Here is a 15,546-nt window from a genome sequence, read left to right as displayed (position 1 = left end):
TTTATTTTTTACAATTAATAAAAAGTGAAAACAAGTGCAAGGCAGAATAATGCTGCCACACTTATGATGGCGGCGACCGTTATCATAATAGTGATAGCGGCCGCACCATCCGGTTAAACTTGATATTTACTCAAATGCTTTCATTTTAAGCAAGTTAATCTTAAGCAATTTAATCTCAAAAACTACTTACGTTTTTTACGCTGAATGGCATGAATCGCACGGCCATCTGCTGATAAAGCAGCTTCATGAACCGCTTCAGAAATGGTTGGATGCGCAAATGTCATCAACTGCAAATCTTCGATACTAGATACAAATTCCATCGCAATCATACCTTGATGGACAATATCGCCCGCACCAGCAGAAATGGCATGCATACCTAACAAACGATCTGTTTTGGCATCAGCAACAACTTTGATAGAGCCTTGTGCTTCACTTTGGGCAAGTGCACGGCCGTTCGCTGCTAGGTTAAATGAACCAGTTTTGACTTCATAACCCGCTTCAGTCGCTTCTTGCTCGGTCAAACCAACCCATGCAATTTCTGGATGGGTATAAATGACGTTGATAATGGTGTCATAGTTAACTTGTGCTTTTTCGCCATGAATGCGCTCAACCGCCATCATGCCTTCTTCCATGGCTTTATGCGCAAGCATAGGGCCACGAACCAAGTCACCGATTGCATAAACGCCGTCAAGGTTGGTTTTACATTGGTCATCGACATCGATAAGACCGCGTTCAGTCAACGTGATACCGCTGTCTGCGCCCAATAGTTTTTCAGAGTAAGCACGGCGACCGACACAAACGATCAGTTTATCAAAGCTTTCATCCGAGGCTTCGCCTTTTGCTTCGCTGGTCACGACAACTTGATCGCCTTTCACTTCAGCATTGGTTACTTTGGTATCAACACGGATATCAAGACCTTGCTTTTTCAGCATTTTACCCGCTTCTTTAGCGATGTCTTTGTCAGCCGCTGCTAGGAAGCTTGGTAGCGCTTCATAGACAACCACTTCCGCGCCCAAGCGGCGCCATACTGAACCTAGCTCAAGACCAATTACGCCTGCGCCAATGACGCCTAAACGCTTTGGTACTTCGGTGAAATCAAGCGCGCCAGTAGAATCAACAATACGGTCGCCATCAGTTTTTGCCACAGGAATATCGATAGGCACCGAACCTGCTGCAAGAATGACGTTTTTGGCGGTAATAGTCGTTTCACTTTCGTCTTCTAGGGCAGTAAATTTAACTTTTTTATCCGCACCTTTACCATCTTCTAACGTGCCCCAGCCTTGTAGCCAGTCAACGCCATTGCCTTTTAGCAATGCCGCCACGCCGCCCGTCAATTGCTTAACAATGGCTTCTTTACGGCCAATCATTTGCTCGATATCGATAGCAACGTCACCGGTGCTGATACCATGTTCAGCAAGGTCATGTTTGGTTGCTTCATAACGATGTGATGAATCAAGTAAGGCTTTTGATGGGATACAACCGACGTTTAAGCAAGTACCACCCAGTGCTGGCTCACCTTTATAAACGCGTTTTTCGATACAAGCCACGCTCATACCCAATTGACCTGCGCGAATAGCGGCTTCGTAACCACCAGGACCGCCGCCGATGACGACTAAATCATAATTGTCTTTCATAGTACGTTCCTATTTTTAATTTGGTTCTAATTTATTTCTAGATTTTTTTCTGATTTTATGAGGATTTAAATGACTAGTTGGCCTACTGAATGATAAATGACGATTTTTCCGTCGTTAATACACCACAAAAAAAGTCGCATTTATTTGACAATAAACCACAATCTCCTCGTCCAAAGTGAAAAAGCTTGTATCAGTGGTTACCGATACAAGCTTAAAAGCTTACAGGTCTAGGAGTAGCATGGTTGGATCTTCGACCAACTCTTTGATAGTAACTAAGAACTGTACCGCTTCTTTGCCGTCAATCATACGGTGATCATATGATAGTGCTAGGTACATCATTGGTAAAATTTCAACTTTACCGTCGACTGCCATTGGGCGATCGTTGATAGCGTGCATACCTAAGATAGCAGTTTGTGGTGGATTCAAGATAGGCGTTGACATGAGTGAACCAAAGACGCCGCCGTTTGAAATGGTGAACGTACCGCCAGTCATGTCATCAAGACCAAGTTTACCTTGTTGTGCTTTACCACCAAACTCACGAATCTTAGCCTCAACATCAGACATACTCATGCGGTCGGTATCACGCAATACAGGAACGACCAAACCACGATCTGAAGATACGGCAACACCGATATCATAGTAGCCGTGATAAACGATGTCATCGCCGTCTAGTGACGCGTTAACCGCTGGGAAGCGTTTTAGTGCTTCAGTCGCCGCTTTAATAAACAATGACATAAAGCCTAGACGTACGCCATGGCGCTTTTCAAATTGCTCTTTATACTTAGCACGCATATCCATCAACGGTTTCATGTTGACTTCGTTAAACGTGGTTAGCATCGCTGTTTCTTGTGAGGCAGCCAGTAGACGGTTAGCAACTGTCTTACGTAGACGCGTCATTGGTACGCGTTTTTCAGTACGCTCACCGGTTGATTCAGCAACTGGACGACCGCTATCAGATTTGATAGAGCTATCAGCTTTTAGCGTTGGGTTTGCCATGTCGGTTTTGGTTACACGACCACCGCGACCACTGCCTTCGACATTTTTAGGATCAACGCCAGATTCTTTCGCCGCTTTTCGTACCGCAGGGCTTTGGTCTTTATGATCCGCTTCGTCTTTTTTATCTGTCGCTTGGACTGGCTCACCGCCATCGGTAGCTTGTTTCGGCTGTACTGGCGCTGCTGGTTGATCTGGGTCAACTGCAGGCTCATCAGCACTATCGCTGCTACCACCAGCAGAACTACCGCTAGCACCAGCTTCAAACTCGGCGATTAGCTCGTCTGACAAAATCGTATCGTCAACTTGCTTAACGATTTTGGTAACCACACCGTTATCAGGTGCAACCACTTCTAATACCACTTTATCAGTTTCAATTTCAGCCAATAAGTCGTCGCGGCTAACTTCTTGACCTTCAGTGACATGCCATTCCACGAGGGTGCCATCGGCAACCGATTCTGGAAAAACGGGGGCTTTAATTTCAGCCATCGATATACTCCTTAGATATTGATATTACTCTTTATTATTAAGTCGTGATAGGCAGTCAATACCATTCTCAATCGTCTTACTTTAATGGTAATAGCGGTACGGACTGTTATCGCCTGATTCGTGTATCTTATATAATCTGTTGCTTAAGCCAACTACTATTTAGATAGCTCATCCACACTGATGCCAAGACCACCAGCAATGAGTGCTTGCTGCTGCTGAACATGTAGTTTTGGAGATCCTGTCGCTGGCGCCGCACTAGCAGGACGTGCGACCGGCTCCATGACTTTTGCCTTGGTTGGATGCGGCACAACAATGCGGAACATATGCGGCGCTAGATAGTACCAAGCACCTTGGTTAAGTGGCTCTTCTTGCGTCCAAACAATCTCAGCTAAGTTACTATATTTTTCAATCTCAGCAATCAAACGCTCTTCTGGTAATGGGTATAGCTGCTCAATACGCACAATCGCTACATGATCTAAACCTAGCGCACGGCGTTGTTCTAATAAGTCATAGTAAACTTTACCGCCGCACAGCACCATACGCGTTACGTTGTCGGCATTTTGCTGATCGATCTCTGGCAATACTGTCTCAAACTTGCCGTTCGCCAGCTCTTCAAGAGTTGAAGTTGCCAATTTGTGACGTAGTAAACTCTTCGGTGACATGACGATTAATGGCTTACGAATCGGACGTACCGCTTGACGACGTAGGGCATGATAGATTTGCGCTGGGGTCGTTGGCGTAATCACTTGCATGTTGTCTTCAGCACATAACTGCAAGAAGCGCTCTAGGCGAGCAGATGAATGCTCAGGACCTTGACCTTCAAAGCCATGTGGTAATAACATCGTTAGACCACAAACGCGCTGCCACTTAGTCTCACCACTTGAGATAAACTGGTCAATCACCACTTGTGCACCGTTCACAAAGTCACCAAACTGTGCTTCCCAAACGATTAGCGCATTAGGAACTGTGGTCGCATATCCATATTCGAAGGCTAGTACCGCTTCTTCTGATAACAATGAGTTGTAAGTAGCAAAGCGCGCTTGCGTCTCACTGATATGTGAAAGAGGCACATACATGCTGCCGTCATTGACGTTATAGATTTCACTGTGGCGATGCGAGAACGTACCACGGCCCACATCTTCACCAGTAATACGTACCAAGACATTGTCATGGTCAACCAATGATGCATAGGCTAGTGTTTCAGCGGCGCCCCAGTTAAGTGGTTCTTCGCCAGTTTGCATAGCTAGGCGCTGTTCGACCATTTTTTGTACTTGGCGTTGTAGCTTGTAACCTTCTGGCATTTCTGCCATACGGCGACCATAGCCTTTTAGCACTTCGATATCGACGCTGGTATCCCAATCGTCAACCAAATCATGACCTAAGTAAGGTTTCCAATCAACGAAGAGCTCTTCGTTAGGCTGACTCACTAGAGAGCTGGCAACGTATTCACCGCGGTCTAACGACTCACGATATTCATCTTCGTACTGCTGAGCTTCACTCTCGCTCAACACGCCAGCTTTGATCAGTTGCTGTGCGTAGATAGTGCGAGTGGTTGGTAATTTCTTAATCACTGCGTACATTAATGGCTGAGTCGCTGATGGTTCATCGGCTTCGTTATGACCGTTACGGCGATAACAAAATAAGTCAATAATGATGTCTTTATCAAACTCATGACGGTAATCTAATGCCAATTGCGCCGCGAAAACCACTGATTCAGGATCATCACCGTTTACGTGCAAGATAGGCGCGTGCACCATTTTGGCAACATCAGTACAATATTCAGTCGAGCGTGCATCTTCTTGACGACTGGTGGTAAAACCAACTTGGTTATTAATAACAATATGTACTGTACCGCCCGTGGTATAAGCGCGGGTTTGTGACATTTGAAAAGTTTCTTGCACCACACCTTGGCCTGCAAATGCCGCATCGCCATGAATAACGATCGGTAGTACAGAGTTGCCTGTTTTGTTATCTTGTAGTGGTTGGTCATTACGGCGAACTTGACGGGCGCGTACCGAACCTTGCAATACTGGTGCGACAATCTCAAGGTGCGATGGGTTAAACGCCAATGCCAAATGCGCCTCACCGCCCGGTGTCATCACGTTCGATGAAAAACCATTATGATATTTAACGTCACCTGAGCCTTTTTCTGGCTGCACTTTACCATCGAACTCATCAAACAAATCGGCAGGGTTTTTACCCAAAATATTAACCAACAAGTTTAAACGACCACGGTGAGCCATACCGATAACCATCTCTTTAGTACCATAACCGCCAGCACGTTGGATGATTTCATTGATAGCAGGAATAAAGCTCTCACCACCTTCTAGACCAAAACGCTTAACACCCGTATATTTACGAGCCAAATATTTTTCTAAGCCTTCGGCAGCGGTTAAACGCTCAAGGATTGAGAGACGTTTTTCTTTATCAAACTCGATATAACCCAGATTGGTTTCTAGGTATTTTTCCATCCAGCGTTTTTCGGTGCTGGTGGTCACGTGCATATATTCCGTACCGATATAACGGCAGTAGACGCGCTCCATGATCTCAATGATTTCACGTAGCGTCGCTTCATCCTTACCAATATTTAAATCATTGGTTGGGAATACGGTATCAAGGTCGGCTTCAGAAAGATTGTGATAGGCAAGGGTTAAATCTTCCACTTCTGCACGTGGATGCAAATCTAACGGATCAAGCTTAGCACGGCGATGACCACGGCGACGATAGGCTGAAATCAGCTGCTGCACGCCCATTTGCTTTGGGTCAGCACAGTTTGAATTACCAACTGTTGAAGCTGATGCTTCAGTGCTTACTTTGTTCGCCGTTTGATTGCGCGCAAGCAACAAAAACTGATCTTTAATAGCATTGTGCTTGGCATCGTTTGGCGTTTTGTATTGTTCAAAATACGCTTGCCAATCGTTATCAACGCTACTAGGATCATCTAGATATTGCTCATAGAGCGCTTCGATATATTGAGCATTGTCGGCAGCCAGTTCAGTATGATCTAGGCTCGCAGTTTCTTTAGTTATACTATTCATAATAATCGTCTATTTGATAGATAAATGAATGGAATCGTGCTTATTATTGTGTTGTTCGTTATAGGTTAGCGACATCAATCGTCGCTTTTTACCATTAAAACTTGTCTTAACATTATCTTTTTATTAACCATATCTACAAGTTACCGCTCTTGGTCAATAAAAAACATCCTACCCAAGCTATCTCGTTATAAAAAAGATAATTGCAATACCATGCTTACTATTAAAATTATTTGTGAACGGTCGGTTTTCTTTAGTGGCTCGTTTGACAACATTAATTTATATATAATGCTTGCAGCTATAACCAAATTGTTAATAGCATGGTTTTACTCAAAAAATTTTGTCTTCAGTTAGCCTTTTAATTGGCTATTTCCGCTGAAGTGTCTTGCTATGGTAGAAATATAGGCGATATTACGCCAAAGATATAGTGCTGTATAGGGTAACATGACTGCCTAACACGCCATAGTTTGTTTGTTCAATACTAGGTATTTACGAAATGAATATCAACTATCATTTCTCGCAACTAGTTAATTTTTATATGAACAAATAACGGCGCTATCGCTAAGATTTAGCTAAATTTATAGCCTACTTTTTGCATTTCTATAGATTTTGAGCGATATAAACATTTATGGTTAATCACTACCTTTAAATGAATCTGCGCGAAAATATACGGTTGTAATCAATTATATAGACATGCGTACGATATAGCATGCCCTCTTACATACAAGCAACGTATTGTTAATACAGCCTTACTTTCATTGACTGAGTCACCACTGCCCATCAACAATACCGTCTAAAATATCAGTTTTGTGATGCTAGCTTTATAACTGACAGTTTAATGCTGATAACCTTGAATAAAAAACACCACCTAATGAGAGGTGGTGTTTTTTTAACAGCGCTATTATAAAGCTAATTACCAATAAATGGTAGACTAACCTGCTTGATCGATCAGTAAATTGCGCAGATGACCGATGGCTTTGGTTGGATTTAGGCCTTTTGGACATACTGACACGCAGTTCATGATACCGCGGCAACGGAATAAGCTGAACGGATCTTCTAAACGCCCTAGACGAGCACGAATATCAGTATCGCGGCTGTCAGATACAAAACGGTTGGCATTCAATAGTGCTGCTGGACCTAAGAACTTATCAGGGTTCCACCAGAATGATGGGCAGCTGGTTGAACAGCAAGCACATAAAATACACTCATACAAACCGTTCAATTTTTCACGCTGTTCAGGTGACTGCAAACGCTCGGTTGCTGGCGCTGGCTGGTCATTGATTAAGAACGGATGAACTTTTTCGTATTGCTCATAAAATTGGTTCATGTCGACGACCAAATCACGAACCACTGGCAAACCTGGTAATGGACGAACCGTTACTTTTTCAGGCAAGGTGTTCATGTTAATCAGACAAGCTAGACCATTTTTACCATTAATATTCATGCCATCTGAACCGCAAATGCCTTCACGGCACGAGCGACGGAAAGTAAGGGTTTCATCTTCTTTCTTTAGGCGTAATAACACGTCAAGCAACATACGATCTGAGTCCAATAACTCAATCGTATAAGTTTGCATGCGCGGCGCTGCGTCCACATCAGGATCGTAGCGATAGATTTCGATGGTGCGAGTACCTCGGCTCATAATGCTAAACTCCACACATTGGTGATGCGGGCTCACAAGCGTACAGTCTAAAGACTGCTATTTATCAGCGCTATGATTAAACCATAGCGCTGATAAAAGCTTATCGCTGGCGCTCACCTTTTATTAAATAAGGGATAAAACGTTAATTCTATGTATACACAAAGCTGTATGCTCAAAACTACAGGGGCTAGAATTAATAAACGCGAACTTTTGGCTCGACGTAATCGACCGTCAATGGCACTTTACGCACAGGCTTATAGATAATACGATTGCCTTCAGAATACCATAGGGTATGCTTCATCCAATCATTATCGTTACGGCCGTTTGGTGCATAATCATCATCTTCTGGGCGATCATAGTCAGAAACACTGTGCGCGCCGCGGCTTTCATGACGGTTAGCGGCCGATATCATCGTCGCTTTTGCCACTTCATACAAGTTGGCTACTTCAAACGCTTCGATACGCGCAGTATTAAAGACCTGTGATTTATCAGCCAAATGGATTTGGTCGATTTTATCAGCAAGCGCTAAAATCTGCTTAACACCTTCATCCATCATCGCCTGCGTACGGAATACACTGGCATGCTTTTGCATAATGGCGCGAATCTCGTCAGCCACGTCTTGCGCATTGTAGCCTGAAGTTGATTGTTGCAATTTGTCTAAACGGCGCACAGTGAAATCAAGCACATGTGGATCAAGCGGCTTGTAGTTATGGTCAGCATGATGGAATTCATCAACGATATGCTTACCAGCAGCGCGACCAAAGACCAATAAATCAAGTAGCGAGTTGGTACCTAAACGGTTGGCACCATGCACACTAACGCACGCACACTCACCGATTGCATAAAGACCTTTAACGACGTTGCCTTTGGCATATAGACCGTCTTCATCGGTACCCGCTTCTAGATCCGGTACAATCACCTGACCATGAATCGTGGTTGGAATACCGCCCATCATATAGTGAATGGTTGGGATAACTGGAATTGGCTCTTTAGTGATGTCAACGTTGGCAAAGTTTTTACCAATCTCGAATACTGATGGTAAACGCTTCATAATGGTGTCAACACCCAAATGGGTCATATCCATCACGATATGGTCAGCATTTGGACCACAGCCGCGACCTTCTTTGATTTCTTGGTCCATCGAACGTGATACCAAGTCACGTGGTGCCAAGTCTTTCACGGTGGGCGCATAACGCTCCATGAACGCTTCGCCATCTTTATTACGTAAGATAGCGCCTTCACCGCGGCAACCTTCGGTCAATAGTACGCCGGCACCATGAACGCCGGTTGGGTGGAACTGCCAGAATTCCATATCTTGCAATGGAATACCTGCACGAACCGCCATGCCAATACCGTCACCTGTATTGATATAAGCGTTGGTAGAAGCCGCAAAGATACGACCAGCACCACCTGTGGCTAACACAGTAATTGGTGATTGGAATACCGCAACCGTACCGGTTTCTTGCTCAAGCGCGATAACGCCATTGATGTTACCGGCCTCATCTTTGATCAAATCAAGCGCGATCCACTCGATAAAGAACTCTGTACCTTGCTGTAGGTTTTTCTGATAAAGCGTATGCAATAGCGCGTGACCCGTACGGTCAGCAGCAGCGCAAGCACGTTGTACGGCTTTTTCGCCATAGTTTGAGGTATGACCGCCAAATGGACGCTGATAAATGGTGCCATCTTCGTTACGGTCAAACGGCATACCCATGTGCTCAAGCTCATATACTACTTTCGGCGCTTCGCGGCACATGTACTCAATGGCGTCTTGGTCACCTAACCAATCTGACCCTTTCACGGTATCATAAAAGTGAAAGTGCCAGTTGTCATTACTCATGTTACCCAAACTTGCGCCGATACCGCCCTGCGCTGCAACGGTGTGCGAACGGGTTGGGAATACTTTGGTCAAGACTGCAACCTTCATGCCCGCTTCGGCCAAATGCAATGAAGCACGCATACCTGAGCCGCCGCCACCAACGATGACCGCGTCATAGTTCAGGGTTTTAATATTGCTAATGGTATTATCTTGTCTAGTTGCCATTACGGTTTTCCTAATGCCTGTTAATGCTTAGAAGTAAATAAAAAGGCTGATGTCTATGCTGGTTTCTGTCTTATCATGCGGCAATGTCGGCTAATATTTGCGCTCACGCTACTGACAATAATTTCAACCATCAAAATCTGCTATCAATACCTTTTGACCACTTAACTTGCATATCTATCGTTATATTGGGCTTATCTGTTTATTTAACTATCGGTCTAACTGTTATGCAACTGCTTAATAATGCACTGGTATCAGTGATAAGTTAAATTGAGAAATACCCAACGCTATGATTGGCTCTGTCTATTTTGGCTACTAACGGATTTTATTCTCTAAACGCTTTTAAATCAGTAAGGCTATAAATGCGGTTAGATTCATCCGTTATTATTCATCGATATATGGCTGCTAATACTACGCTTATAAATAGCCTATGAATAAATATTTACCGGTATGATAAAAAGTTAAACAGCAACAACACCGAAGCCGTTACCCCAAAAAATCATAATGCCCCAAAATAGGAAGACTAAAATAGCGATAATCATCAATGTTTGTAAAAATAAACGCAGTTTAGGCGCGCTTTCACCCATCTTGCCAGAGGTAATATAGTCGGTAAATACCGTCCACATACCCACCCACGCGTGACCAGCCAATGCCAAAATAGCCAACAAGCTGAACAGACGCATCGGTAAACTGGTCATAAAATCAGACCATTCAATGAAGGTTACATTGCCATGGGTTAAGAAAAAGCCCAGCAACACCACACTGTAAACGGCTAGAATAACCGCACTGATACGTTGGACCATCCAATCACGGGTACCTGAGCTTGTTAGACCGGTGGCGCTTTTGATTCCTGAATCATTTTTTATCATTAGAACATCACCCATACAAATGACGCGACAATTAAAATCGCTGCAATCACTAAGCTGACAACAGACGCCATACGCGCCGATTGTAGCTCTTCATTTTGACCATTATCAGCAAATAAATGCTTCACGCCCATCACGAAGTGATAAGCAATGGCGGCGACGAAAATCCACGCTAAAAAGCGAATAAAGACATTGTCAAACACGGTTTCAAAACTCTCAGCCGATGCCAAAGAATTCTGTAATAACCACAGCATGACTGGGATAAGTAGAAATAAAACAATGCCAGAGATACGATGCAAGATAGAAGCAATTGCAATCGGTGAGCGGTTAACGCTAATCACTTGGCTTAAGGGCAGATTAATAGGTCGGTTGCTTTTCACAGCGGGCATCCTTTTTGCGGTTATACTCCTGTATCAGCTATCAACGCATTATACGAATACTATTTATCAATACTATTCTACAAGCGGCAAGCAACACATGAGATGAATAAAGTAAGGAAGGGCTAGCTGACGTCGTTTCATTTGCGCTAAATATGCAAGGTCGATAAGTCTTATTTATCTGACGTTCAGATAAACTCTATAAATAAAATCTGTGCCCGTAGCGACTGTTTATTTAGTTGCTATTTGGGTAGTTTCCATTTATAAAGTGGTTATAGACTTCCCTATCGCTCACTGAAGTGACAATCCCTTTTTATGACAAATCATTCACACCCTTTATACAAAATAAAGAGGTTACATGGAGTTCATAATATGGGATAAATCGATTAACTATTCTATTTTTACGACGTTGCATCAACAAAAAAGATAACGCCATAATATCATCTGTAGAGTATCATTTTTTATTAAGGCAAACTTCACTGTTGACTATTTAAAAATAGAACAGTTAACAAGAATATTCAAACGATAAGTCGGGATTTAGTCTATCAACCGAACAGTCAATCATCAAAAAGTCTCAATAAAGCTGGGCTTTACCAATAGTTTTATCAGAGTAGCCTATTCATTTGCGCAAAGCTAGTGCCAGTTAAATCCCTCCAATTATAAAATGACTGCGCCATAATTACAAATTTATCCCCTAAATAGTGGTTATCGGTGATTATTTAACAAAAAGCTAGCTATTGGTAAGGCGAATTTATTAGTATTGGTATTTCAGAATCAATTTTTGATCCAAATTAATCTGTCGGTTACGCATACTCTGTCTATGCCATGGTGCGTTGCTGCAAATATGACGGACGTTTATCTTGTAATAAAGTCTTAATTATTATAATGTTAATGAGAATCATTACATTAGAAGCAACCAGCGGACTTGCTGCTGAATTACCGCTAAATTACTGAATAGACATATTTTGATACAAAGTTTACAGTCGTTTAGCACGACTAACGCACACCTATTACAGACATTACTGCTAAAAGTCTTTTCAAAACCTCAGTAATAACTGCTAATATAGCCTGCATATTAAATGGGTTAAATTTTTTTGACCGTTTAACTAGTGAAGACGCGAGGGTATGCGTCGATATATTTTTATTCTAACAAGTTACAAACAATGGAGAGCAGTTTATGGCTGACAACAATGCCAAATTAAGCGTAAATGGTGAAGAATACGAACTTCCTATTATTGAAGGTACTTTAGGGCGCCCAGTTATCGATATTGCTGCTCTACAAGATTCAGGTTTTTGGTCTTATGACCCTGGTTTTAAAGTAACCGCCCCTGTTGAATCTAAGATTACTTATATTGATGGCGGTAAAGGTGAGTTATTACACCGTGGCTACCCTATCGACCAGTTAGCAAACAATGCTGAATATCTAGAAGTGGCGTATGCGTTGATTCATGGTGATCTACCAAACGCTGAGCAAAAAGCGGATTTCTATGAAAAGGTTCGTAAGCACACCGGTGTTCATGACCAATTACGTAAATTCTTTGAAGGTTTCCGCCGTGACGCCCATCCAATGGCGATTATGGTTGGTGTCGTTGGTGCCCTATCAGCGTTTTATCATGACAACTTAGACGTCAGCAATGAAGCACACCGTGAAATCACCGCTATTCGTCTAATCGCTAAAATGCCAACGCTTGCAGCAATGAGTTATAAATACTCACAGGGCGAACCGTTCATGTATCCACGTAATGATTTCAATTACGCAGAAAACTTCTTATACATGATGTTTGCAACCCCTGCTGATGTTGACTACGAAACCAATGACGTGATTACTCGCGCCATGGACAAAATTTTTACTTTGCATGCTGACCACGAGCAAAACGCTTCAACGTCTACTGTACGTCTAGCAGGTTCTACTGGTGCCAACCCTTACGCGTGTATCGCTGCAGGTATCGCTGCCCTTTGGGGTCCATCACACGGCGGCGCTAACGAAGCTGTTCTTGAGATGCTAGATGAAATCGGTACGGTAGAAAACGTCCCTGAATTCATGGAAAAAGTAAAAAGCCGTGAAGTAAAACTGATGGGCTTTGGTCACCGTGTTTACAAAAACTTTGACCCACGCGCACAAGTAATGAAAGAGACTTGCGATGAAGTACTAGGTGCATTGGGTATCAATGATCCTAAGCTTGAGCTTGCGATGGCGCTTGAGAAAATCGCTTTAGAAGACCCGTACTTCGTTGAGCGTAACTTGTATCCAAACGTTGATTTTTATTCTGGCATTATCTTAAAAGCCATCGGTATCCCAACGTCAATGTTTACCGTTATCTTCTCACTCGCGCGTACTTCTGGTTGGATCAGCCATTGGTTAGAAATGCACAGCGCACCGTTCAAAATCGGTCGCCCTCGTCAGTTATATACTGGTGAAACGCATCGCGACTTCGTTAAAGTTGAAGATCGTAAATAGTCAGCTATTGTTATTAGCAGCATAAAAAATCCCGCTACTTGAGCGGGATTTTTTATGGTCTAAATTCAATAAAGAAATAAAAAGTCACACTTTATTGAAACTCTTTTAAGGTCTGCTCATATTTGGCAATTTGCTCGTCATAACCTTGGATGGTTTCATTAAATTTTGCCATCAGTCTCTCAAACTCTTGCTGCTGATTGAGTTTCATCTGCTGCATATCCATCACTTGTTGGGCTTCTATCTGCTCCCAAACTTGATGCTGAATAATCAAACGCGCCAGCGCTGGACTTTTTGCACTAAGTCTACCGGCGATTTCTGCATGTTCGAATACCTGCGGCACCAATGTCGCGATATTGATTAGAGTATCAACATCTTCCGCACTAAGCAGCGTGGTCACAGGCTGATAAAGGGCTTCCATCGCTTGCTGATAACTGTCTATAATCTGCTCATCTGTCAACATCACTGGTTTACGCGGCTCTAAACTGATACGCTTAAGTACGGTTAAATCACGCTCGCCCACTTCAGTGCTGGTATTGATATCAGTGTCCGTAGTCGCATTGGCGTCGACTTCAGGGTCGTTGCTAACGTCTGACTCACTATTATTATTGTCCATAGCTGCGGCTGAATCCGTAGCAGGTGGTTTTGCTATTTGCTCAGAATCTGTATTATTTGCAACTCGATTAGCGGTATTAGACGGCTTAGCATTGTCTACTGACACAGCAGTTGTACTATCAGGTAACAAATCATTGCCACTGTCTGAGGCATCTGCCGCTTGTAGCGATTCATATTCAGCTTGCAAACGCTGCTGTAGGCTTTTTGCTTGCGCAAGGTACAACGGCTGAAACTGCTCTATACGCGCAGCCGCAGAGTCACTTTTGCGCATCGGCTGACTGTCCTCTACGCTAGTTTTTTCTTTGGGTTGACTATTATCAGCTACTGGTGCTTCTGCTTGCTGCTGACAGCCGCTTAACAACAAAACCCCAGTCATAGCGGCGGCTAGCAAGGAGCGGGTACGCGGCGACATCATTGCTTTATTTAGCGACCCTGCATTTATACAGGTATGATGAGTCTCACTATCAGGCTTTGTTAATAAATTTTTAAACATCCGAGTTCTCATCCTTATTAAAAGCAGTTCGCTTATATATTGAGACTACTAGCTATTTTGTTTTTCTATATCTCTAGCAGCTTGTTATTATTATCAAAAGTTTCAGTCATCATATAAATATTATAGGATAAAAGAAAGATTAAACTTTAACTGTGTCATGAGTTTTATGTTCGTCGCGAGTTTTATTATGGTCGTGGCTGTTATCGATTCTTTGTGTCGCTAAAAAAGGAATACAATTTTCAAAACCCTGACAATCGCGACCGTGCTGCCGACTGATAAAATAATCTTGCACCATGCGTGCTTGCTGCTCGATACCATAGTTGAAAAAGGGTTTGCCAGCGTTAAGGACATAATCATAGCGGCGATTAATCATAGCGCCGCGCACAACTTTAAGACCTTGCTGCAATTGCCACACATGGGTCAATTCATGAATAAGCCAGCTTTGCTTACCCAATGATGATTGGCTAAAATCTGTGACCCAGTCGGCCGGGTGAAAATAAATATTACCATTAGGACTGACAGCGTAATTTTTTAGTACCCAGAATGCTGTTTTTAGCTGAACTTGCTCAAGCCGGATACTATCGCCGAACACCGAACGAGCCAGTGCTATCTCTCCAGCAGTCAGCTGCCGTGAACGCTGCTTGGTAGCTTTAAGAGGCCTAGCACGAAGAGACTCAGCGCGTTTAAATAAACGCTTGAAAGCAGATAGCGACAGCATAAGTGTCTTACCTTGTATTGGTTGCTGGTTTTATATTTGATAATTCGTTATAACATGATTGGTCATAACTGATAAACCATTAATAAGGTCGAAATCGCGTAAAACAAAGCCTTTAAGACATAAGCTGTACACTTAGCTGACTTTTATTAACGTAAATCTGCGTTAGCCTAGCTATAGTCAAAACAATA

The 15,546-nt window shown here is 43.1% G+C and carries 10 protein-coding genes; 1 reads left to right on the top strand and 9 read right to left on the bottom strand.

Going from position 1 to position 15,546, the window contains the following annotated elements; all coding sequences use genetic code 11:
- Positions 1-182: 182 nt before the first annotated feature.
- The 7 genes from lpdA to sdhC form a co-directional block, all read right to left on the bottom strand.
- On the bottom strand, positions 183-1,634 hold the full coding sequence (gene lpdA / locus CXF58_RS13030; protein ID WP_068407828.1) for a dihydrolipoyl dehydrogenase: 1,452 nt from the start codon (positions 1,632-1,634) through the stop codon (positions 183-185).
- 219 nt (positions 1,635-1,853) lie between these two features.
- The gene (gene odhB / locus CXF58_RS13025; protein ID WP_068407829.1) at positions 1,854-3,116 is read right to left on the bottom strand and encodes a 2-oxoglutarate dehydrogenase complex dihydrolipoyllysine-residue succinyltransferase; all 1,263 of its coding nucleotides are present in this window, start codon (positions 3,114-3,116) and stop codon (positions 1,854-1,856) included.
- Positions 3,117-3,271: 155 nt separating this feature from the next.
- Positions 3,272-6,154, bottom strand: coding sequence for a 2-oxoglutarate dehydrogenase E1 component (locus CXF58_RS13020; RefSeq protein WP_068407832.1), 2,883 nt, complete (start codon positions 6,152-6,154; stop codon positions 3,272-3,274).
- Between the two features lie 928 nt (positions 6,155-7,082).
- Complete coding sequence (locus CXF58_RS13015; RefSeq protein ID WP_068407835.1) at positions 7,083-7,793, bottom strand: succinate dehydrogenase iron-sulfur subunit; 711 nt, start codon at positions 7,791-7,793, stop codon at positions 7,083-7,085.
- Between the two features lie 193 nt (positions 7,794-7,986).
- A complete protein-coding gene (gene sdhA, locus CXF58_RS13010) occupies positions 7,987-9,837 on the bottom strand; it encodes a succinate dehydrogenase flavoprotein subunit (protein WP_068407838.1) in 1,851 nt (616 codons plus the stop codon).
- A 458-nt stretch (positions 9,838-10,295) separates the two neighbouring features.
- Positions 10,296-10,700 carry a succinate dehydrogenase, hydrophobic membrane anchor protein gene (sdhD, locus tag CXF58_RS13005; protein ID WP_102077800.1) on the bottom strand — a complete coding sequence of 135 codons (405 nt, stop codon included), beginning with the start codon at positions 10,698-10,700 and terminating at the stop codon, positions 10,296-10,298.
- Positions 10,701-10,702: 2 nt separating this feature from the next.
- On the bottom strand, positions 10,703-11,089 hold the full coding sequence (sdhC, locus tag CXF58_RS13000) for a succinate dehydrogenase, cytochrome b556 subunit (RefSeq protein WP_102077759.1): 387 nt from the start codon (positions 11,087-11,089) through the stop codon (positions 10,703-10,705).
- 1,165 nt (positions 11,090-12,254) lie between these two features.
- Between sdhC and gltA the strand changes: the two genes are divergently transcribed.
- A complete protein-coding gene (gene gltA / locus CXF58_RS12995) occupies positions 12,255-13,535 on the top strand; it encodes a citrate synthase (RefSeq protein ID WP_102077758.1) in 1,281 nt (426 codons plus the stop codon).
- A gap of 91 nt (positions 13,536-13,626) precedes the next feature.
- On the opposite strand, the gene CXF58_RS12990 is transcribed toward gltA, so the two are convergent.
- Positions 13,627-14,640 (bottom strand): hypothetical protein, encoded by a 1,014-nt coding sequence (locus tag CXF58_RS12990; protein WP_102077757.1) that lies wholly within the window; start codon positions 14,638-14,640, stop codon positions 13,627-13,629.
- A 139-nt stretch (positions 14,641-14,779) separates the two neighbouring features.
- On the bottom strand, positions 14,780-15,355 hold the full coding sequence (locus tag CXF58_RS12985; RefSeq protein WP_369811315.1) for a type IV secretion protein Rhs: 576 nt from the start codon (positions 15,353-15,355) through the stop codon (positions 14,780-14,782).
- Positions 15,356-15,546 lie beyond the last annotated feature (191 nt).

This window comes from Psychrobacter sp. Sarcosine-02u-2 (assembly GCF_002836335.1).
Lineage (GTDB): Bacteria > Pseudomonadota > Gammaproteobacteria > Pseudomonadales > Moraxellaceae > Psychrobacter > Psychrobacter faecalis.
The sequence above is the reverse complement of the archived record's forward strand: the minus strand, read 5'-3'. Positions and strand labels throughout refer to the sequence as shown.

Bases quoted from the DNA above. Each gene is read 5' to 3' on its own strand.
- lpdA (WP_068407828.1), bottom strand. From the start codon at position 1,634: ATGAAAGACAATTATGATTTAGTCGTCATCGGCGGCGGTCCTGGTGGT.
- odhB (WP_068407829.1), bottom strand. From the start codon at position 3,116: ATGGCTGAAATTAAAGCCCCCGTTTTTCCAGAATCGGTTGCCGATGGC.
- CXF58_RS13020 (WP_068407832.1), bottom strand. From the start codon at position 6,154: ATGAATAGTATAACTAAAGAAACTGCGAGCCTAGATCATACTGAACTG.
- CXF58_RS13015 (WP_068407835.1), bottom strand. From the start codon at position 7,793: ATGAGCCGAGGTACTCGCACCATCGAAATCTATCGCTACGATCCTGAT.
- sdhA (WP_068407838.1), bottom strand. From the start codon at position 9,837: ATGGCAACTAGACAAGATAATACCATTAGCAATATTAAAACCCTGAAC.
- sdhC (WP_102077759.1), bottom strand. From the start codon at position 11,089: ATGCCCGCTGTGAAAAGCAACCGACCTATTAATCTGCCCTTAAGCCAA.
- gltA (WP_102077758.1), top strand. From the start codon at position 12,255: ATGGCTGACAACAATGCCAAATTAAGCGTAAATGGTGAAGAATACGAA.
- CXF58_RS12990 (WP_102077757.1), bottom strand. From the start codon at position 14,640: ATGTTTAAAAATTTATTAACAAAGCCTGATAGTGAGACTCATCATACC.